General features: G+C 61.4%; 23 protein-coding genes. 9 read left to right on the top strand and 14 right to left on the bottom strand.

Features of this window, described 5'->3' with window-relative positions:
* Positions 1–32 precede the first annotated feature (32 nt).
* The 3 genes from guaB to CK230_RS17270 form a co-directional block, all read right to left on the bottom strand.
* Complete coding sequence (gene guaB, locus CK230_RS17280) at positions 33–1,535, bottom strand: IMP dehydrogenase (protein ID WP_095818343.1); 1,503 nt, start codon at positions 1,533–1,535, stop codon at positions 33–35.
* Between the two features lie 140 nt (positions 1,536–1,675).
* Complete coding sequence (locus CK230_RS17275; RefSeq protein ID WP_095818342.1) at positions 1,676–2,125, bottom strand: PIN domain-containing protein; 450 nt, start codon at positions 2,123–2,125, stop codon at positions 1,676–1,678.
* Entirely contained in the window at positions 2,122–2,367 is a 246-nt protein-coding gene (locus CK230_RS17270; protein WP_095818341.1) for a type II toxin-antitoxin system prevent-host-death family antitoxin, read from the bottom strand. Before CK230_RS17270 ends, CK230_RS17275 begins: the two co-directional genes overlap by 4 nt.
* A gap of 215 nt (positions 2,368–2,582) precedes the next feature.
* Between CK230_RS17270 and CK230_RS17265 the strand changes: the two genes are divergently transcribed.
* A complete protein-coding gene (locus CK230_RS17265) occupies positions 2,583–4,004 on the top strand; it encodes an MFS transporter (RefSeq protein ID WP_095818340.1) in 1,422 nt (473 codons plus the stop codon).
* Positions 4,005–4,166: 162 nt separating this feature from the next.
* Here the strand turns inward: CK230_RS17265 and CK230_RS17260 are convergent, their stop codons facing one another.
* Together CK230_RS17260 and CK230_RS17255 are read right to left on the bottom strand one after the other, a co-directional pair.
* On the bottom strand, positions 4,167–4,862 hold the full coding sequence (locus tag CK230_RS17260; protein ID WP_095818339.1) for an RlmE family RNA methyltransferase: 696 nt from the start codon (positions 4,860–4,862) through the stop codon (positions 4,167–4,169).
* Positions 4,859–6,217 (bottom strand): Ppx/GppA phosphatase family protein, encoded by a 1,359-nt coding sequence (locus CK230_RS17255; protein WP_095818338.1) that lies wholly within the window; start codon positions 6,215–6,217, stop codon positions 4,859–4,861. The genes CK230_RS17260 and CK230_RS17255 overlap by 4 nt, the downstream gene beginning before the upstream one ends.
* Positions 6,218–6,466: 249 nt before the next feature.
* Between CK230_RS17255 and CK230_RS17250 the strand changes: the two genes are divergently transcribed.
* Complete coding sequence (locus tag CK230_RS17250; protein ID WP_095818337.1) at positions 6,467–7,399, top strand: YbhN family protein; 933 nt, start codon at positions 6,467–6,469, stop codon at positions 7,397–7,399.
* A gap of 281 nt (positions 7,400–7,680) precedes the next feature.
* On the opposite strand, the gene CK230_RS17245 is transcribed toward CK230_RS17250, so the two are convergent.
* From CK230_RS17245 to CK230_RS17235, 3 genes are read right to left on the bottom strand one after another with little or no spacing between them, the layout of a single operon-like run.
* The gene (locus CK230_RS17245; protein WP_095818336.1) at positions 7,681–7,920 is read right to left on the bottom strand and encodes a hypothetical protein; all 240 of its coding nucleotides are present in this window, start codon (positions 7,918–7,920) and stop codon (positions 7,681–7,683) included.
* A complete protein-coding gene (locus CK230_RS17240; RefSeq protein ID WP_095818335.1) occupies positions 7,913–8,329 on the bottom strand; it encodes a hypothetical protein in 417 nt (138 codons plus the stop codon). The genes CK230_RS17245 and CK230_RS17240 overlap by 8 nt, the downstream gene beginning before the upstream one ends.
* Positions 8,326–8,619 (bottom strand): hypothetical protein, encoded by a 294-nt coding sequence (locus CK230_RS17235; RefSeq protein ID WP_095818334.1) that lies wholly within the window; start codon positions 8,617–8,619, stop codon positions 8,326–8,328. Before CK230_RS17235 ends, CK230_RS17240 begins: the two co-directional genes overlap by 4 nt.
* 59 nt (positions 8,620–8,678) lie before the next feature.
* Between CK230_RS17235 and CK230_RS32520 the strand changes: the two genes are divergently transcribed.
* Both CK230_RS32520 and CK230_RS17230 read left to right on the top strand, forming a co-directional pair.
* Positions 8,679–8,858, top strand: a complete 180-nt coding sequence (locus CK230_RS32520; protein WP_141246053.1) for a hypothetical protein — start codon at positions 8,679–8,681, stop codon at positions 8,856–8,858.
* Complete coding sequence (locus CK230_RS17230) at positions 8,855–9,106, top strand: hypothetical protein (RefSeq protein WP_095818333.1); 252 nt, start codon at positions 8,855–8,857, stop codon at positions 9,104–9,106. Before CK230_RS32520 ends, CK230_RS17230 begins: the two co-directional genes overlap by 4 nt.
* Positions 9,107–9,187: 81 nt before the next feature.
* Here the strand turns inward: CK230_RS17230 and CK230_RS17225 are convergent, their stop codons facing one another.
* Genes CK230_RS17225 through CK230_RS17215 form a run of 3 tightly spaced genes read right to left on the bottom strand, consistent with a single transcriptional unit; the run spans position 9,188 to position 10,666 of the window.
* Positions 9,188–9,568: a hypothetical protein gene (locus CK230_RS17225; protein ID WP_141246052.1), complete on the bottom strand. Its 381-nt coding sequence runs from the start codon at positions 9,566–9,568 to the stop codon at positions 9,188–9,190.
* Positions 9,565–9,810: a hypothetical protein gene (locus tag CK230_RS17220; protein ID WP_095818331.1), complete on the bottom strand. Its 246-nt coding sequence runs from the start codon at positions 9,808–9,810 to the stop codon at positions 9,565–9,567. The genes CK230_RS17225 and CK230_RS17220 overlap by 4 nt, the downstream gene beginning before the upstream one ends.
* Positions 9,797–10,666, bottom strand: coding sequence for an ATP-dependent DNA ligase (locus CK230_RS17215; RefSeq protein ID WP_095818330.1), 870 nt, complete (start codon positions 10,664–10,666; stop codon positions 9,797–9,799). Before CK230_RS17215 ends, CK230_RS17220 begins: the two co-directional genes overlap by 14 nt.
* Positions 10,667–10,753: 87 nt before the next feature.
* On the opposite strand from CK230_RS17215, the gene CK230_RS17210 reads away from it, so the two are divergent.
* Both CK230_RS17210 and CK230_RS17200 read left to right on the top strand, forming a co-directional pair.
* A complete protein-coding gene (locus CK230_RS17210; protein WP_095818329.1) occupies positions 10,754–10,978 on the top strand; it encodes a hypothetical protein in 225 nt (74 codons plus the stop codon).
* 679 nt (positions 10,979–11,657) lie between these two features.
* Entirely contained in the window at positions 11,658–11,963 is a 306-nt protein-coding gene (locus CK230_RS17200) for a hypothetical protein (RefSeq protein ID WP_141246051.1), read from the top strand.
* Between the two features lie 1,156 nt (positions 11,964–13,119).
* Here the strand turns inward: CK230_RS17200 and CK230_RS17190 are convergent.
* Positions 13,120–13,386, bottom strand: a complete 267-nt coding sequence (locus CK230_RS17190) for a hypothetical protein (RefSeq protein WP_095818325.1) — start codon at positions 13,384–13,386, stop codon at positions 13,120–13,122.
* Positions 13,387–13,427: 41 nt separating this feature from the next.
* Entirely contained in the window at positions 13,428–13,811 is a 384-nt protein-coding gene (locus tag CK230_RS33630; RefSeq protein WP_245429959.1) for a hypothetical protein, read from the bottom strand.
* Between the two features lie 102 nt (positions 13,812–13,913).
* Between CK230_RS33630 and CK230_RS32505 the strand changes: the two genes are divergently transcribed.
* Together CK230_RS32505 and CK230_RS17175 are read left to right on the top strand one after the other, a co-directional pair.
* Entirely contained in the window at positions 13,914–14,237 is a 324-nt protein-coding gene (locus CK230_RS32505) for a hypothetical protein (RefSeq protein ID WP_141246049.1), read from the top strand.
* Positions 14,238–15,131: 894 nt separating this feature from the next.
* Positions 15,132–15,356 (top strand): hypothetical protein, encoded by a 225-nt coding sequence (locus tag CK230_RS17175; protein ID WP_095818470.1) that lies wholly within the window; start codon positions 15,132–15,134, stop codon positions 15,354–15,356.
* A 90-nt stretch (positions 15,357–15,446) separates the two neighbouring features.
* Here CK230_RS17175 and CK230_RS17170 read toward each other — a convergent pair whose 3' ends face one another.
* A complete protein-coding gene (locus CK230_RS17170; protein WP_095818324.1) occupies positions 15,447–15,725 on the bottom strand; it encodes a hypothetical protein in 279 nt (92 codons plus the stop codon).
* 502 nt (positions 15,726–16,227) lie between these two features.
* Here CK230_RS17170 and CK230_RS33130 point away from each other — a divergent pair.
* Positions 16,228–16,398: a hypothetical protein gene (locus tag CK230_RS33130; protein ID WP_176480126.1), complete on the top strand. Its 171-nt coding sequence runs from the start codon at positions 16,228–16,230 to the stop codon at positions 16,396–16,398.
* The last annotated feature ends 690 nt before the right edge of the window (positions 16,399–17,088 follow it).

Genomic DNA, 17,088 nt, shown 5'->3' with positions numbered 1-17,088 from the left:
CGCCCTGGCGGTCGGACTGGTCGGCCTCCCGATCAAATTCCGCCCGGGTAATTGGGGCTTTCGCGGGTGATCGTGACGTCATGGGCGTGGCTTTCACGAAGTCCGGCGTTGGATATGCGCACAAAGGTGGCGCGCTCGCGGAAATCTGCAAGGTCACGTCCACCCACATAACCCATAGCGGCTTTCAGGCCGCCCGCAAGCTGGTGCAGCACGCCAGCCACAGGTCCTTTGTAGGGAACCTGCCCTTCAATGCCCTCCGGAACCAGTTTCAGCGTGTCGCGGACCTCGGCCTGGAAGTAGCGATCAGCAGAGCCGCGCGCCATGGCGCCGACCGAGCCCATGCCGCGGTAAGCCTTGAAGGAGCGGCCCTGGTGCAGATAGACCTCGCCCGGGCTCTCGTCGGTGCCGGCAAGCAGCGAGCCGATCATGGCCGCACTTGCGCCCGCTGCGAGCGCCTTGGCGAGATCGCCCGAGTATTTGATGCCGCCGTCGGCAATGACGCTGACGCCGGCTTTGCTGGCCATCTCGACCGCCGACATGATCGCCGACAATTGCGGGACGCCGACACCGGCAACGATTCGCGTGGTGCAGATCGAACCCGGGCCAATGCCGACCTTGACCGCGTCGGCGCCGGCATCAATCAGCGCCTGCGTGCCGTCGGCGGTGGCGACATTGCCGGCCAGAATGCGCACCGAATTCGACAGCTTCTTCGCCCGCGCCACCGCATCCAGCACGCGCTGCGAATGACCGTGCGCGGTGTCGATGACAAGCAGGTCGACGCCGGCGTCGATCAGGCGCTCGGCGCGCTCGAAACCATCGTCGCCGACGCTGGTGGCGGCGGCGGCGCGCAGCCTCCCTTGGGCGTCCTTGGTGGCATGCGGGTTGAGCTGCGACTTTTCAATGTCCTTGACGGTGATCAGGCCGACGCAATTGCCGTTCCTGTCGACCACCACCAGCTTCTCGATGCGGTGCTTGTGCAGCAGGCGCTTGGCCTCGTCCTGATCGACATTTTCCTTGACCGTGATCAGGTTCTCACGGGTCATCAGTTCATAGACCTTCTGCGCCGGATCGGAGGCGAAGCGCACGTCGCGGTTGGTGAGGATGCCAACCAGGCGGCCGACCGTGTGGCCGCCCGTGCCGCCATTCTCGACCACCGGAATGCCGGAAATGCCGTTGGAGCGCATCAGCGCCAGCGCGTCGGCAAGCGTGGCGTCCGGACCGATGGTGACCGGATTCACCACCATGCCGGATTCGAATTTCTTGACCTGCCGGACCTGCTCGGCCTGCTCGGCCGGGGTCAGATTGCGGTGGATGACGCCGATGCCGCCGGCCTGCGCCATGGCGATCGCCAGCCGCGCTTCGGTGACGGTGTCCATCGCCGCCGACAGGATCGGCACGTTGAGGTCGATATCGCCGGCGATGCGGGTGCGGATGTCGGTTTCGCCCGGCATGACCTCTGAATGGCCGGGCTGCAAGAGCACGTCGTCGAAGGTCAGCGCCAGGGCGCCGGTGGACGTTTCGATGATTTTTCCCATGGCCAGTCCTTTTGAATGCGGAAAAGGCGCTGGGCCGATTGGCCAGCGCCGACTCTCATCTTCCCTTTCAGGATTGGCGCTGGCTGGTAACACGTCCCGGGACGGAAGGAAAGCGCGTCGTTGCGCGAGGCGTCGAGTTCCTATTCGGAGCCAAGAAGCGCATCGAGCAATGCATGGCGCGGCGACGCAAAAGGATTGACGACGGTCACGCCGCCCCAGGTAAAGCCGTCTTGAAGGTCCTCTGACAGAAGAAGCCGGCAACTCGCCTGCGAGGTGGCGGAAAGAATGACCGCGTCCCAGATGCCAAAACGATGGTCGGCGGCCAGATCGGCTGCCATCGTCATCACTTCGGGCGTCGTTGCGGTAACCGGAAATGCGTCTCGCCAACTCAACAGAGCGTCACGAGCTGTTTGCGGCGATCGCCCGGCCTTGCGAACAAGCACATTGTACAGTTCACCCAACACCTGGACGGGAACGATGGCAGTCTCTTGTGGAACGTTGCGCAACAGTTCGAGAACGACATCGCGTTTTTCAACGCTGTTGATTCCTTCCGCATAGGCGAGGATGTTGGTGTCGAGTGCGACCTTCACCGGTCGTTCTCATAAAGCTCGTCACGGGTCCAATGTCCCGCTTGCACGACCGGCTGCCGTTCAAGTCGTGATAACAATGCCCCCCGTGCGCGCGCAGGCACGCCTTCGTGCTTATCGGCAGGCACGATCCGAGCCACTGGACGTCCATGGCTGGTCACGACGTAGCTCTGCCCCTCACGTACCTCACGAAGGATATGAGAAAATCTGCGGTTGGCATCGGCAGCCGATACGGCTTCATCCACGATTGCACCTATTTGTAGTTATTTTCACTACAATAGCGACAGTGGCCCTATCTATCAAGCATATTGGCAATGACTTGCGCCACCAGCCGTGCGTTCGCGCAAAAGTGACAGCAATTTAATGCGACATGCGGGCCAAGGCGTGATACCCGCCCGTCGTAGCCGGTTCGCCCCCAAGCCGGACCTAGAATCGCGAAGACAAATCAGGGCGTTTCCCCTTGAACCGCATCATCCCGCTCATCCTGGCGGTCGCTCTTTTCATGGAGAACATGGATTCGACCGTCATCGCGACGTCGCTGCCGGCGATCGCCGTCGACATCCACACCAGCCCGATCGCGCTGAAGTTGGCTTTGACGGCCTATCTGGTGTCGCTGGCGATCTTCATTCCGATCAGCGGCTGGATGGCGGACCGGTTCGGGGCCAAGACCGTTTTTCGCGCCGCGATCGGCGTCTTCATCGCCGGCTCGGTCGCCTGCGCTCTTTCCAATTCGCTGCCGGCTTTCGTGGTGTCGCGCTTCCTGCAGGGCATAGGCGGCGCGATGATGACGCCGGTCGGCCGCCTGGTGCTGGTGCGCGCCACGCCGAAAAGCGAGCTGGTCGCGGCAATGTCCTGGCTGACCGTGCCGGCGCTGGTCGGACCGCTGGTCGGCCCACCGATCGGCGGCTTCATCACCACCTATCTAACCTGGCACTGGATCTTTCTGATCAACGTGCCGATCGGACTGCTGGGCATCTGGCTTGCCACGCGCTATCTGCCGGAAACCGCGCCGGCCGAGACGCCCCCGCTCGACTTCCCTGGATTTGTGCTCAGCGGTCTCGCAGCGTCCGGCGTCGTTTTCGGCCTTTCCGTCGTCAGCCTGCCGGCGCTGCCGCCGATGGCCGGCTTCATCACGGTGGCGGTCGGAGTGATCTCCGGCGTGCTTTATCTGATGCACGCCCGCCGCGCCAAGAACCCGCTGCTGGCGCTGGAGCTGTTCCGCAACCAGGTCTTCCGATCCTCCGTGCTCGGCGGCTCGCTGTTTCGCATCGGCATCGGCGCCGTACCGTTCCTTTTGCCGCTGATGTTCCAGATCGGCTTCGGGCTGACACCGTTCCAGTCGGGCATGATCACCTTCGTTTCGGCCATCGGCGCCATCGGCATGAAGTTCGTGACCGCGCTGCTCTTTCGCATTGCCGGCTTCCGGCGGGTGCTGATCTGGGGCTCGCTGGTGGCGGCCGCCTCGATCGCCATCTACGGCCTGTTCACGCCGCAGACGCCCTATGCGCTGATGCTGGCGATCCTTTTGGTCGGCGGCTTCATCCGCTCGATGTTCTTCACCGGCGTCAACGCGCTCTCCTATGCCGAGATCACGCCCGCCGACACCAGCAAGGCGACGCCGATCACCGCGGTTTTCCAGCAATTATCGATCGCGCTCGGCGTGGCGCTGGCCGGCGGCATCCTCGAAGTCTCGACCTCGATCCATGGCGGGCCGCTTACGCTCAGCGACTTCCACCTCGCCTTCTTCATCGTGGCGGCCGTCTCGGCGGCCGCCTCGATCACCTTCATGCGGCTTGCGCCGGAGGCCGGCAGTGCCGTCTCCGGCCATGGCCGGCTGGCCACGCCGAAGACACTGGAATCGGTGGGCACGGCGGGGAGGTAAGCGCGGCTTCGCCTTCTCCCCTTGGGGAGAAGGTGTCGCCGAAGGCGACGGATGAGGGGTGCTCCAGGGAATGCCGACGTCTCACTCCGCTGGAACACCCCTCATCCGTCTCGGCGCTGCGCGCCGATCCACCTTCTCCCACAAGGGGAGAAGGAGAAGGCGCTACCCCTTAAACTCCTTCGCCAGCAAATACAGCTCCACCGACTCATCCCTTGAAGCCGGCGGCTTCACATGATGGACCGAGCGGAAGTTCTGCTTCAGCAGCGAAAGCAGCTCGTTTTCGGCGCCGCCCTGAAAGGTCTTGGCGAGGAAATGCCCGCCAGGCCTCAGGACGTGCAACGCGAAATCGGCCGCGACCTCGCACAGATGCATGGTGCGCAGATGATCCGTGCGGCGGTGGCCGGTGGTGGGTGCTGCCATATCGGACAGCACCACGTCCGGCTGGCCGCCCAGCGCCTCGGCAAGTTTTTGCGGCGCATCGGGGTCGAGGAAATCCATCTGCAGGATGACGGCGCCCGGAACGGCATCCATTTCGAGATAGTCGATGCCGACGACATGCGGATTTTCCGCCGTCGACTTCGTCCGCGCAGCCGCCACCTGGCACCAACCGCCAGGCGCGGCGCCCAGGTCGATCACCTTCATGCCGGGCTTCAGCAGATGGTGCTTGTCATCGATCTCGATCAGCTTATAGGCCGCGCGGGAACGATAGCCATCGGCCTTGGAGCGTTGCACATAGGGATCATTCATGTGCCGTTCGAGCCAGCGGCGCGACGATTCCTTCAAGCCGCTCTTCTTCTTGATGCGGGTCTTGAGCACGCGCAGGCTGGCTGAGCCCGGCTTTTCCGGTTTCTTCGTCATCGGCGCCCGCCGTCGCGCCAGACGCCGTCATCGGCCATTAGCTCGCTCAGGATCCCCTCGCGCAGGCCGCGGTCGGCGACACGCAACCGCTCGGACGGCCACACACCGCGGATCGCTTCCAGGATGGCGCAGCCAGCGAGCACGAGGTCGGCGCGGTCGGCGCCAATGCAGGGATTGGCGCAGCGCTGCTGGAAATCCCAGCCGATCAGCCGCTCGATCATGCGATCGACGCTGTCGCGGTCCATCCACAGCCCATCGACGCGGCGGCGGTCGTAGCGCTCGAGATCGAGATGCACGCCGGCGAGCGTCGTCACCGTGCCGGACGTGCCAAGCAGATGGAAGTTGGGGCTGGCCAGCACATGGGCGAGCCGGTCGCGGCCGTCGAAGGCCTTCAGCCGCGCAGCCACATCGTCGACCATGGCGGCAAAGGTCTCGCGCGTGACCGTGCGGCCGCCGAAGCGCTCGGCGAGCGAGACGACGCCGACGGGCAGCGACGTCCAGGAGACGATGTGGTTGGCCAGACGTGGCGAACGCCGTCCGGTCAGGTCGATCAGGGCGATTTCCGACGAGCCGCCGCCGATGTCGAACAGCACCACGCCCTGCGTGTCGCGCTCGACCAGCGAGCCACAGCCGGAAACGGCAAGGCGGGCCTCGGTCTGGCGGTCGATGATCTCGAGCTTCAGCCCGGCCTCGCGCTCGACGCGATCCAGGAACGCGACGCCGTTGGCGGCCGAGCGGCAGGCCTCGGTGGCGATCAGCCTGGCTTTCCTGATCTTGCGGTTGCGCAGCTTCTCGCCGCACACCTTCAACGCCTCGACAGCACGGTCCATCGCGGCCTGGCCGAGCCGGCCGCTGGCCGTCAGCCCCTCGCCCAGCCTGACGATGCGCGAGAAAGCGTCGATGACGCGGAATTGGCCGTGACGTCCAGGCACCGCGACCAGCAGCCGGCAATTGTTGGTACCGAGGTCGAGCGCGGCGAAGACAGGCAATTCCTGCTGGGGCGGACGTGGCGGAGACTGGAGCGGCGGCCTTCGCTCAGCCTGCAAGGGCGGGCTTTGAGGCTGGCTTGCAATCGTGCCGGCGGGCGGCACGGCGCCGTTCTCGTCGCGCGCGAACACCTTGCGACCGCGCTTGCGCTTGCGGCGCTTGCGCGTCTTGCCTTTCGGCTGATCGCCATGCTGATCGGCCTGACTGGCGCCAGTTTGTCTCGGCCCATCATGTTTGGGGCCAGCATGTCTTTGGTGCGCACCCGCGTGGCGGCTGAATCGCGCCTGTTGCGGGCTCGCCGGCTGCGTCGGCGATGCCCCGGACATGCCCACTGCCGACGCGCCCGCGCCGGTATCGTGGTCTTCCACTTCAGTTCCTTCCGGCGCCGCGCGAACCGGGAACGGACGCAGCAGGCACCTCGATTTGTTTCAAGTTGGCAACAGAGTAGCAGTGCCGTTCGCAATCACCAAGAGCGCGGGGCTCGAATTTTGGCAGGGTCACGTCGGGGCAATGTCTTGCCGGTTGAATAGCCGGCTTCAATCAGGCATGTCTCAAATGCGGGTTCGAAGAGGTTGGGCACCATCAAACAATGAGCTGCAGCGCATGATGACGACGCCATGAATTGGAGGCGCTATTTCTGGCCGGTCATAGGCATCGCGGCCGTCGCGTTCTCGCTGTGGCTGCTCATCCACGAACTGCGCGGAGTATCGCTCGACGATGTCTGGGCTGGCATCGCCGCTATCCCACCGCGCGGCTGGGTGCTGGCGGCGCTAAGCTCGGTCGTCGCCTATGCCTCGCTCGCCGGCTACGACCACATTGCGCTCTTGCATATCGGCAAAAAAGTATCGTGGCTGTTCGTCACGCTGTGCTCCTTCACCACTTACGCGGTGTCGCACAATATCGGGGGCTCAGTGTTTTCCGGCGCGGTGATCCGCTATCGCGCCTATGGCACAAGGGGGCTGACCGGCCAGGAGATCGGCGTGCTGGTGGCGATCTGCTGGTTCACCTTCATCCTGTCCAGCGTCTTCCTCGGCGGCCTGGTGCTCTTGCTGGAGCCTCAGGTCATCGATCGCTTCACCGGCGCGCCGCACCATGGCGCCGCCTTCGCCGCGGGGCTCGCTATGCTCATCCTCGTCGGCGCCTATGCCTTCGGCAGCTGGCTGAGGCTAAGACCGCTGAAGATCGGCTCCTTCCAGCTGCACTATCCGGCGCTGCCGATCGTCGCGCGGCAATTGCTGATAGGACCGATCGAGCTGCTGGCAGCCGCCGCGATCATCTATTTCGCCCTGCCGGAGGCCGGCAATCCCGGCTATTTCGTCGTGCTGGGCGTGTTCATGGTGTCTTTCTCGATCGGGCTCCTGTCGCATGCGCCGGGCGCGCTTGGCGTGTTCGAGGTCGTCTTCCTCACCGGCCTTTCCGACATGGACCCTGTGGGCGTGCTTGCAGCACTTCTGGTGTTCCGCCTGTTCTATCTCATCATTCCGCTGCTGATCGGCCTTTGCGTGGTGCTCTATTTCGAGCATTCGCAGTACAGCAAAGGCGGCAGTTGAACCCTCCTGCCCGCCTTCGCGGGGAGCATCCGCAAAAAGGCTGCGGTTGATCTCAGTTGCGGGCTTGACTATTTTCCGATGGCGGCTACAAGGCAGCGCTCGCGGCACATGAGCCGCTTGGCTAGCGCGATGCCAGACGCGCCTGCTGGGGAATAGGTTAACGGTAGACCCACGGACTCTGACTCCTGTTCTATCGCTTAAATTTCAAGCACTTAACCCCACCTCTCCTGTCTAACAGCTCGTCGGCCATCAATTAGTTAACGGCTGAATTGTCTAACTTTTCAGAGCGCTTGAGGAGTGTCTTTGGCCCTCGACTTTGGGCTGTTAGGCTCGCCGTGGTCTGCCCCGCGATCGAACCTGATCGCCCTGCCCCTTTCGGCCGCGAACGTCCCAATCGTTGCCTGCAAATCTCCGTCCGGTTCATCTACGCCAATGGCGCGCAACACAGCTATGCCGGCCACTATCGAGACGGGGCCGGGCATGGCCAGCAGCTTTTCGAGTTCAGTGGTGATCTTAACCATGTAGCTTTGCTGGCCCGTATTTGTCGGCACCGGCGATGAATTCGGTATAGACGGCTTCGAGTTGCGCAACGGCTTGATCCTTGGTTTCTTCGCGTCCCGAAAAACTTCCACCGCGGCCGGTATCGGGATCATTCCCATTCACGAACCAGGCCCAGCTTCCGCGCTGATCCCCGCTGATCACGGTCATGATGCGGCCGGCCCTAGAACCGCCATGCGTTGCGGAAAAATCGCGCGACAAAGTTTGGTTGACGATCACTGTCCCCGCCCATTGGAGTTGGACGCGGCCGCCGCGATCGCGGACGAACTCGAACGCCTGCGGCCTTCGCTCGACGATCGCGAGCACCTTTCCAGCCTGGTCGAGCACCCGGTAGCCGCTCTCGGTGGCCTCAACCTGGAACCGCTCCTTCATGGTCGGAACCGCTCGGTGTGCCATACAATCTTGCCGTCGACCTTCATCGGCTTGTGGATGACGAGCTTCCTCGGCAGGTGGTCGGGGTGCAGCTCGAGCAACGTCAGCTTGATGTCGGGCTTGCAGCGGCTGCAGTCGAACTTCAACTTGAACGGATCCGCGCCGCCGCCATAGACCATCATCAAGTCAGCCGATCGGCAGTAGCGCACGTTCCCGCACGCGCACTCAATCTTCAGCAGCATATTGTGCCGGGTCGCTTTGCCCAGTGTATCGACCTTCTCGTGCGTCATGAGAACGAAATGAGAACAAATTCCTTGCCCGTCAAGCCGGTCTGTGGAATCTTTTCGTCATGAGTGACGAGCCGACACGCGTTGGAGAGATGATCACGCAGCGCCCTCGAGGCCCGCTCGGGCATGTCTGCGAACACGAAGGCTGCGGCAAGGATGCCGGCTGGGGATTTGCCAAGCCGAAGAGATCGTCGCACTGGTTCTGCTACGAGCACCGCGGCGACGGGGAGGCCTACCTTTGATCAGAAAGCCGCGCCGCACCGGCGTTTATCCCGACCGCGAGGTTGATTGCCAGGAGGCCATGGAGCCGGGTTTTCAGGCGATCATTGATTGCATGATCGAGGCCGGCTGGACGCGCGAGGAGGCCAAGCGCGCGCTGCGCCGGCTGATTGCGGCTGACAACATGGCGCAGAAGGAAAACGCCAAGGTTGAAACGGAGTTCGCGATCGCGCGCGCCAAGATCCGAGCGGGCAGGCCGCGCCATTGGTGAGATATGTAGCGCGCAGGACAGCCGCTGGACCTCGGCCTTTCATGACGTCGAGGAAATCGAGCCAATCGAGCGGTATACGATTCAGCTAAGGGATCCGCTATCCGTCTCTCGCTGACCGTCCGGATCGTCGGCAGCAGCATGCTTGATCAGAGCTTGTGCCAATGTCTTGGGATCGCGAATGACGAAGTTAAGTGTTACTTCTCCGCATTCGATTGCGAGGATTGTAGGTGTTTCGGGACGGTCGATACGTTCGACGTGCACCCGTGTCGGCTTAACAGCCAACCAGTTCATTCGCTCTACGGGGCTGAATTTTTGCTCCATTGCAGACCCGAGCAAAGTCATAACGAAGTCAGAGATTTCGTTGGGATCGAGTTTCACGCTGTACACGGGTTTAGGATTTTTACCGTCTCTGCCTAACACGCGAACTTTGCCTTCGTTCGTTGAACTGGAGGAGAGCCTCATTGGATTCCGATCATCGTCGAGCGCTGGTTAGCTAATTCACTTTCGTCGAGCCCGGCTTCCAGATCCTCGCCCACCGGCTTCGGCTCGCTGCCCAGCGGCACATCGTCGAAGCCCTGGAGCCAGGCGTCGGCATGCTCGGTCCAGTATTCAGGCACCGCCCGCGCCTTACCGTCCTTGCGCGCCTGCTGGCCATACATCCAGGCATAGGTGACGCGCTCCTGATCCTTCTTAGCCACGGCCATCATCGTCCTCCCAGAAGTCTTTCAACATCGCGTGGCGAAGCTGCTCTTCGCCCTTCAGAAACCGCACTCTGCCCGAAAGGCCGGGCTTCAGCCACTCCGCCTTTTGCTTTTTGAGACCCTTTGGCGGCGGCGCGCCGACCTTGCCTTGTACCCTGTCCCATAGCGCTTGGCGCTTGTCCGCCTTGAAGGTCACGAAGGCGCCGCCCATGTAGCGGCCCTTGTCGGCCATCAATACCATGGCCGGCTTGCCGCGCTCGCGCTGCACGCCGATGATGTCCATTTCCATCTCGATGTAGCACTTGATCTTCCGCCAGTTCATGGTCGAGCCGGAGCGGTAGACGCTATCCAGCCGCTTCGAGACGATGCCCTCAAGGTTCGCTTCGCAAGCAAGGTGGTAGACGGCGTCGCCAGTGCCTGGCAGGGCCTCGCTGAACTGGATATGACCGCCGGCCGGGATAAGCGCTTGTAAGACTTCCCTGCGGTCGCTGAGCGGCATATCGCGAAGATCGTGGCCATTGAGGTGGAGAAGATCGAAAGCTACCAGATAGAGGTCTTGCGGGCGCCTGGTGATGGCCGAACGCAAGGCATGGAAGTCGGACAGGCCGGCATCATTGGTGACGATCATCTCGCCTTCGATGATGAAGCTTTCGGCCTTCAGCTTTGCCGCTTCCACCGTGGTCGGCCGATACTTGTTCGTCCAGTCGATGCCGGTCTTCGTATAGAGCCGGATGCCATCCTCGTCCTTGATAAGCTGGGTTCGGTAGCCGTCGAATTTCACCTCATGGGACCAGCCATCGCCCTTCGGTGGCTGCTCGACCAGTTCGGGCTCCATCGGCTTGATGAAAGTGAGATGCAACGCACAACCCCAACACAACGCGATTCAAGGCGGGGACCGCTACCTTAGTTCCGGAACATTTTAGCAAAATTGAATGTTTATTTGTTTATGGAAAACGACCCTGCTTGCCGCGCCGCACTGCGCATGATCCGCGCGACGATCGAGGAGCATTGCCCGCCAGGCGTGCTGATGAGCGAGGAGCAGGTGAACGGGCACTATGGCCCTACGCTGCTCGATGAAGCCGAGGCACTGTCGGTGGCGATTGTTGCCACGGTGGAGCGGTTGTCGTTCGACGGCTCGCCGAAGCCGCCCGCGCCGAGCATCAAGGCGTAGATCGGGAACCAGCCCTCGTCCTCACAGTTGTTTCGGTAAGAAACATGGAGGCGGGACTTGAAGCGCTATGTGGTCGAGGTCATGTCGGTGACTTCGTGAAATCGGAACAGCTCGTGAGTGCAAGTTCGCCGCTTGAAGCAGCCAGGATCGGGCCCGGCCGCGAGGTCCACGAAAGGCGCGACGAAATGGAATGGCCTCGGGTGGCCGATGAGTTGAATTCCGCCGTGTCATGGTATGCTTTTAAGTGACGTTGCGAAAAAAGGGCGCAGATCGTCTCGTTCAATGGCACTCGCCGACGACATTCGAATGGTGCAGCGGCACGTGGAACTAGGAAAGCGTCATCTGAGCCGGCAGCACCACATTGTCCAGCAGTTTAGCAGCGACGGATTGCCGACGGACGACGCCATCGACTTGCTCCACCTCTTCGAGGACATGCAGGCACTCCATCGGGTGCACCTCTCCCGGCTGCTCCGGAAGGCTGTGGATAGTAACTAACCATTCACCATGACAGGGCATCCTAATTGAAGGCGCAGACGGCGCGCCTAAGCTGGCCTTGCGTCGATTGAGACGCGCCCCCCGCCCAATACTGGCGGCCGACGCTTTCATGTACCGGACCCAAAATCCTCGTATGCGTCGGCCGCTGGATTTTCAGGCGGGGAATTTCGCGGGGGCGAAGATCATGCAGTGGCTTGACCGCATAGCGGAACGCATGGCGACCGGCTTGGCAGCGAGGCAGTTCCTCATCGTTCCACCGAGGGAACCACGGTACGAAAGCATCACCTACAGGTCGCGCATGGAAGCCGCATTGTCGGCCGCCATGCCTGGCTATGTCTTCACGGTGACGATCGAGCATCCTGGCCGACAGGACAGTGTTGACATCTTCATCGAACCCGACGGCATCATTCCCGACTATGAGGATTTCCTGCAGCGGATTGCCAATGCCCTGGCCCCGTTTGTGGCAGACCGAGCGCCGAGGCTGAATTAGCGGCCCGGCTCTAGATCAAGGTGACACAGGATTTCGGGCCGGGCCTACTGCAGCAATTGGGGCGGGAGCACAAAACTGTGCGCCGGTAAAGAAGTTCAGGCAACAGAAAAGCCCGCCGACTGGAGCCGACGGGCTTTCTTCAACATCTGAGCGTTCAGGGAACAGGCGGCGGAGCCGGCGGGATCGACGGGCCGCCACCTGCCGCGATGCTGGTCAGCCGCTCACGCTTCGTCAAGACTGGCTTCTGATAAGTCTTCTTCATGGTATCCCCCGGTTGATCCCTCAAACGCGGCGAAACTGGCCTGTGCTACTGCCGGTTGTCAAGCACAGAAAAAGCCCGCCGGCCGAGCCAGCGGGTGAAGTGGGGTGCGCTCACAGTCGGGCGGGCGCGCGTACAAATGTTAAGACCACGCAGGCTGCGGTCGCGCCGCCGTCTACACCGCCTAGAATTCGGCAGCCCGCCGATAAATCGTTCTACACAATCCTCAATCGGTGGACTCGCACGACATATCGGCAGCTAGTGTGTTCCCCCGTCAGGCCAGAAGGAGGGCAATGCCTGCGGAATCCGGGAGGAAACGATGTCTGCAAAAAAGGAAGACTACCGCACGAACAGAGCTGACTATCTGGTTGCCGCGAAGAAAGGTCGAGCGACCGCTGATGATGATCGCAATGAATTGGCGAGGGAGATGTGCCAAAGAGACTGGCGCTTAGCCGCATTGGCCGCAAATCCGTGTAACAGCTTGCCGGAACCGCGGAAGCCAAACCGCCCGGTTCTGTAAGAAAGCGGAAATCGCCTCATGGGCAAGGCTTCAAGCCTTTGCGTTGTTCAGGCGCCTTCGCAGCGTCCTCTGTTCACACGACGGAAGCTTTAGCCACAGCTGATACAATCTTCACCAGCCGGTGCAGTGTATCTAGTGCCCGCCGGTCAGGCCCGGCTCGTGGAGCCTACCCCGCTTCGCGCCGGGCCGCCCGGCGGCACGGGACCCGGACAGAGAATCAGTGGAACGTAACCAACCGTGATATTCATGCACCCTTGCTAATGTAACCTCTGCATCAGCCGACTCCCGCGACGCCACCCCGAGTCGGCTAGGCCCGGCGGTTCAACCCAACGCCCCAACAGAGCGCAGGACTGCCGGGCCGCTTATGGATAGGGCGTTCAGCCCTTCCGCTTCTCAGGCGTCACCGCGTGGTTTGTGAACTGCAGGTTCCGGTCGTCGCGGCCAGCGGCGCGGCACTCGTGGCAGTAGATGATTTTCAGCAGATCCCAATGAAGGCATGGCTGGTCCGGCCCGAACCGCCTGGCCAGTGCAGCGACGTCGAGAACCGCTCGGCGCTCGCATGTGAGGCAGTAGACGGATAGCCCACCGCCGCCCGCAAGCTTGCTGCCGAGCGTGGCTTCTGAAAACGGAAATTCCTTGCCCATGGCGATCCTCGTTGTGGGGGGTCGCCGCACCACTGAGGGATTTATTCCTGCCCCAGCCGGCCTTCAAGCTCTTTCAGGAAGTGAGCTTCATTAAGCAATGAATCCCAGTCGGTGCCGAGCCGCTCGATCAGTTCGCCGGCCTGCTTTTCGGTGATGCTTGCTTCCCGAGCGAGCCGGGCCGCCAGGAGATCAAGAACCATCTCGTCGGCAGGGCTGGCTTCGCGGTGCTGCATCGCCTCAGCAATCACCTCGAAGACGCTGCCGACCTGCTCATAGATTTCTGCTACCTCGATGCCCTCCAGGTGTGCCGCTTCCATTGCTTGGTCGGTCAGATCGCTTATCGCGGCAGGGTCATCCGTCACCACTTCAGGCAGATGCTCTGCCATCCAACGCTCGAGGAAATTGGCGCCGCGCGTGCTCATCATTTTCCATAAGCATGAGCCGCATATTAGGTTCCGCTGATCTTAGTTGTGACCCTTGAACCTTCTCTTTCGGAGGGCGTTGCTATTGGATTCGGGAGGGTTCCGATGGCGCGTTTTCAAATCGAAGAGTTCTATGGCGAACGCTTGCTTGCCACGACATCCGCGGAGGCACCTGATGCGCTCAGCGCCGCAGAGACCCTAACGGGTAAGGCGATCTCCACCAAGGCTTTACAAGAACACTGGATTCGCGTTGTCGACGAACGGGGAAGGCACCGTCCACGAATTCGGCATTGCGGAGGAGCAGCCCAAGGATTTTGCCAAATGACGAGTTGGCTAGGCGCAAAGCCCGGCTCGCAGATCGAGGTGACACAGGATTATGCGAGCCGGGCCTGGCCGCCGACACCGGAAGTGGTTTCAACTCGGCGGTAAGGTAAAAATCTTCGATAACCTCTCGTACCGCAAGAGGACTGAGGTCCCATCACGCAACCTGCGATGGTCTATTGTAATTGTGAAAGAGCCCGCCTGCCATGGGTGCCAAGCGGGCTCTTTATCGGGCCTCCCTGCGGATTCGCATTTCCAGTGTGGGCCTGGTTGCGATGAACCCCACCCGACGCGACGCCGGGTGGAAAGCAGCCAAACCCGTGCGCCGTCTGATTGATCAACTTCACCTGGGGGCCTGATGTTCCATTAGCAGCCGCCTTGACTAGGCCACAGCCCGCGCCAGACTCATTGCATGGCGAAGGGCAGCATCAAGGTCGGCGATAAGGTTGCGATCACCGCGACGATCCGCAAGCGCGTCACTGAGGATCGAGTGAGCGTGCTGACTCCCTCATATCACCAGCCCCCACTCGATCGTAGACACAACGCCTCACATCAGCGGTCAGAAGATCGAGCTAACCGGCGAGGTCACACGCGTCGATGAGGACACCGTGACGGTCGACGACAAGGATCTTGGCATCACGGTCAAGGCGAGCGCTGTCGGGTGGTGACGAGCCACGTTCCGCCGAAGCGCAAGACGTGAGAAGAAAAAGCCCGTCGCCAACTACCAAGCGACGGGCTGTAAATGGGGGTCTACCAAGGGCGAGCGGTCCGGAGGGGGCCGCTCATCGTGGAAACTCGACCCCTTGAAAATTGTTCCTGGCTGCAACAACAGGAAGGCGAAGGGCTGCCCAGAGCCACGGAGCCATTCATCATTCATTCATAATATCAGAAGATTCTCATGAGCGGGCATGCTGATGCTCCTCAAAGCAACACCAGGGTATGGGCAGGCTGCGAATAGGCGGCTGCGAAACAGACTCGGGTGGGGAGAGGAGGACTGACCAAATGTCGAATAGAGAAGTCGGAACATCCCTTTCGCTCGGGATGCGTGTCGCCGATCTTAAAAGCAGGATGCAGAACGCTAGGATCACCGAGCACGAGATTAAGACCTTCTGGAAGGTCGCAGCCATCATGGGACGCGGCGAAGGCTCCTTACGCATCGACGCGGACGATCTGATCGCCGCGTCCTTTCTCACCGAGTTGATGGGTGGCGAATCGACGCTGAATTGAAGCTTCTCGCTACGGCAGCTTGGCGCGGTAGGTGGCAACAGAAAGGCGGGCCATGGTCCGCCTTTCCTCAAGGATGACCGTCAGAACAAGCTAGCCGCCCATCTTCTTGGCCATAGCGCAGAAATCGGCATGGGCCTTGTTGAGGGTCGCATCGCCGCAGTCTTTCAGCACCGCAGCTCGTTCGTCAGGTTTCATCGCCATCCAGGCCGTTTTGAAATCGGCTTCCGATCTCAGGGTCTTCATCCCGGCATCGGTGAAGAACGGCGACATCTTGGCCGGATCATCGAGGGCAGACGTGGATCCAGCCATTGCTGCACTACTCATCATCGCGAGCGCAAGGGCGCCCATTGTGAACATCTTGATATTCATCGGACCTACCTCCTGAGATAATAATCCTAGAAGGAAAACGTGCGCTTACCGAAAGAGGTTCCAAACGCCGCTTCAGGGTAACGGCGGTTCCTGCGCTAGCGTGATCGGCCGTTCGGCTGTGCCTCCCGGAGATTCTGGAGCGAGGCAAGCCTTAGCTATGCTCGCCTCGCAGAATTTCACCTGGCCGGTATGCCGGGCTCACCCCTTCGACATCCGCGCCAGCGACAGCCGTCGGTACCGGTTTGGGGTGGGCCCACCCGTCTTGCCCTGCTGCATGCGCTGCCATAGCCGTTCGCGAATTTCGGTCGGCAGAGTGACGGCAATAGCGACCATTGCGCGCCATGATCGCCGCAACCGGGTGTCTCGGGCTTAGGGCGGACCCTCTAAAACGGCCGGACTTTTTTCGTCTGAGCGGCGTTTGTCCGTCATGGCGAGATATTTCTTTGAACTCTCCCATAGCGGGGATGTCTATCACGACGCCCGAGGGAAGGAACTGAGGGGGATGAAGGAGGCCAAGGAACGAGCCTTCGAAATCGCCCGCCGAATGCTGCTAAGCGCCAAGACCCGCGATGTCGTCTGCACGATCCGCGACATTACCGGCAGGGAACTTATGCACATCAGGATTGAATGCGTGGTTTCAGCTGAGGCAGATATCCCAGAGGGGACGACCTAAAGGTTGGAACATATCAGGGCGGCTTGGGGTTTTCGGCTCATGGCCAAGCATATCGTCCAACGACAACGGCCCCTATTTCGAATTCGACGTGATGCGCGGGGCGTTCCAGCGCTGGGTCGACGAGGACAAGGTTCCCGAAGACCAATGGCGGCCACGCGCAACGAGGCTGGTTCGCGTCGTGACCGGGGACAGTTATGTTGACCCTAACATTGTCGAGTGGATCATCCGCAAGCTTCCTTTGCGACGCGGCGGACCGTGACGCCGATCGTATGAACAAAACAAAAAACCCGTCGACCGAAGCCGACGGGCAGGTGCTGGAGTAGCCTGGTATGCGCAAAGTGGCAACGTGCACTGCAGGCCGATATGGAAACAACGGGGGTGCCTGGGCTGTTCCGGATTTCCGAGTGTCTCGTTCCTCAGTCGGAGCGCTGGATCGACGAACGTCTTAGCCCTGAACTCATAGGTCCCACCCACGAAACATCATCGTGAGAAGTCTGTTTGTAAGGGCTGGCAAGAATAGTCCCTTCATCGCCAGTGCGCGGCTGCTCACCGTCACCTGCGATGGCGGTGGGCATCCGCGAAGCCAGGTGGGGTTGCCAAATTGCCGATTCCTGATTGCCTCAATGACAAGTCTCTCGAATTCGAGTGCCCCAAATGTCGGCACGCCATCGTTCGTAAAGGCTCATGGTT

Source organism: Mesorhizobium sp. WSM3859 (assembly GCF_002295065.1).
Lineage (GTDB): Bacteria > Pseudomonadota > Alphaproteobacteria > Rhizobiales > Rhizobiaceae > Mesorhizobium.
The sequence above is the reverse complement of the archived record's forward strand: the minus strand, read 5'-3'. Positions and strand labels throughout refer to the sequence as shown.

Excerpts from the sequence above, each read along its gene's own strand:
- CK230_RS17245 (WP_095818336.1), bottom strand. The coding sequence starts at position 7,920 with ATGGTTAAGATCACCACTGAACTCGAAAAGCTGCTGGCCATGCCCGGC.
- CK230_RS17190 (WP_095818325.1), bottom strand. The coding sequence starts at position 13,386 with ATGGGCAAGGAATTTCCGTTTTCAGAAGCCACGCTCGGCAGCAAGCTT.
- CK230_RS17170 (WP_095818324.1), bottom strand. The coding sequence starts at position 15,725 with ATGAATATCAAGATGTTCACAATGGGCGCCCTTGCGCTCGCGATGATG.
- CK230_RS17225 (WP_141246052.1), bottom strand. The coding sequence starts at position 9,568 with ATGAGGCTCTCCTCCAGTTCAACGAACGAAGGCAAAGTTCGCGTGTTA.
- CK230_RS32520 (WP_141246053.1), top strand. The coding sequence starts at position 8,679 with ATGAGTGACGAGCCGACACGCGTTGGAGAGATGATCACGCAGCGCCCT.
- CK230_RS32505 (WP_141246049.1), top strand. The coding sequence starts at position 13,914 with ATGGCGCGTTTTCAAATCGAAGAGTTCTATGGCGAACGCTTGCTTGCC.
- CK230_RS17240 (WP_095818335.1), bottom strand. The coding sequence starts at position 8,329 with ATGAAGGAGCGGTTCCAGGTTGAGGCCACCGAGAGCGGCTACCGGGTG.
- CK230_RS17210 (WP_095818329.1), top strand. The coding sequence starts at position 10,754 with ATGGAAAACGACCCTGCTTGCCGCGCCGCACTGCGCATGATCCGCGCG.
- CK230_RS17175 (WP_095818470.1), top strand. The coding sequence starts at position 15,132 with ATGTCGAATAGAGAAGTCGGAACATCCCTTTCGCTCGGGATGCGTGTC.
- CK230_RS17235 (WP_095818334.1), bottom strand. The coding sequence starts at position 8,619 with ATGACGCACGAGAAGGTCGATACACTGGGCAAAGCGACCCGGCACAAT.
- CK230_RS33130 (WP_176480126.1), top strand. The coding sequence starts at position 16,228 with ATGAAGGAGGCCAAGGAACGAGCCTTCGAAATCGCCCGCCGAATGCTG.
- CK230_RS17200 (WP_141246051.1), top strand. The coding sequence starts at position 11,658 with ATGCAGTGGCTTGACCGCATAGCGGAACGCATGGCGACCGGCTTGGCA.
- guaB (WP_095818343.1), bottom strand. The coding sequence starts at position 1,535 with ATGGGAAAAATCATCGAAACGTCCACCGGCGCCCTGGCGCTGACCTTC.
- CK230_RS17250 (WP_095818337.1), top strand. The coding sequence starts at position 6,467 with ATGAATTGGAGGCGCTATTTCTGGCCGGTCATAGGCATCGCGGCCGTC.
- CK230_RS17220 (WP_095818331.1), bottom strand. The coding sequence starts at position 9,810 with ATGGCCGTGGCTAAGAAGGATCAGGAGCGCGTCACCTATGCCTGGATG.
- CK230_RS17260 (WP_095818339.1), bottom strand. The coding sequence starts at position 4,862 with ATGACGAAGAAACCGGAAAAGCCGGGCTCAGCCAGCCTGCGCGTGCTC.
- CK230_RS33630 (WP_245429959.1), bottom strand. The coding sequence starts at position 13,811 with ATGATGAGCACGCGCGGCGCCAATTTCCTCGAGCGTTGGATGGCAGAG.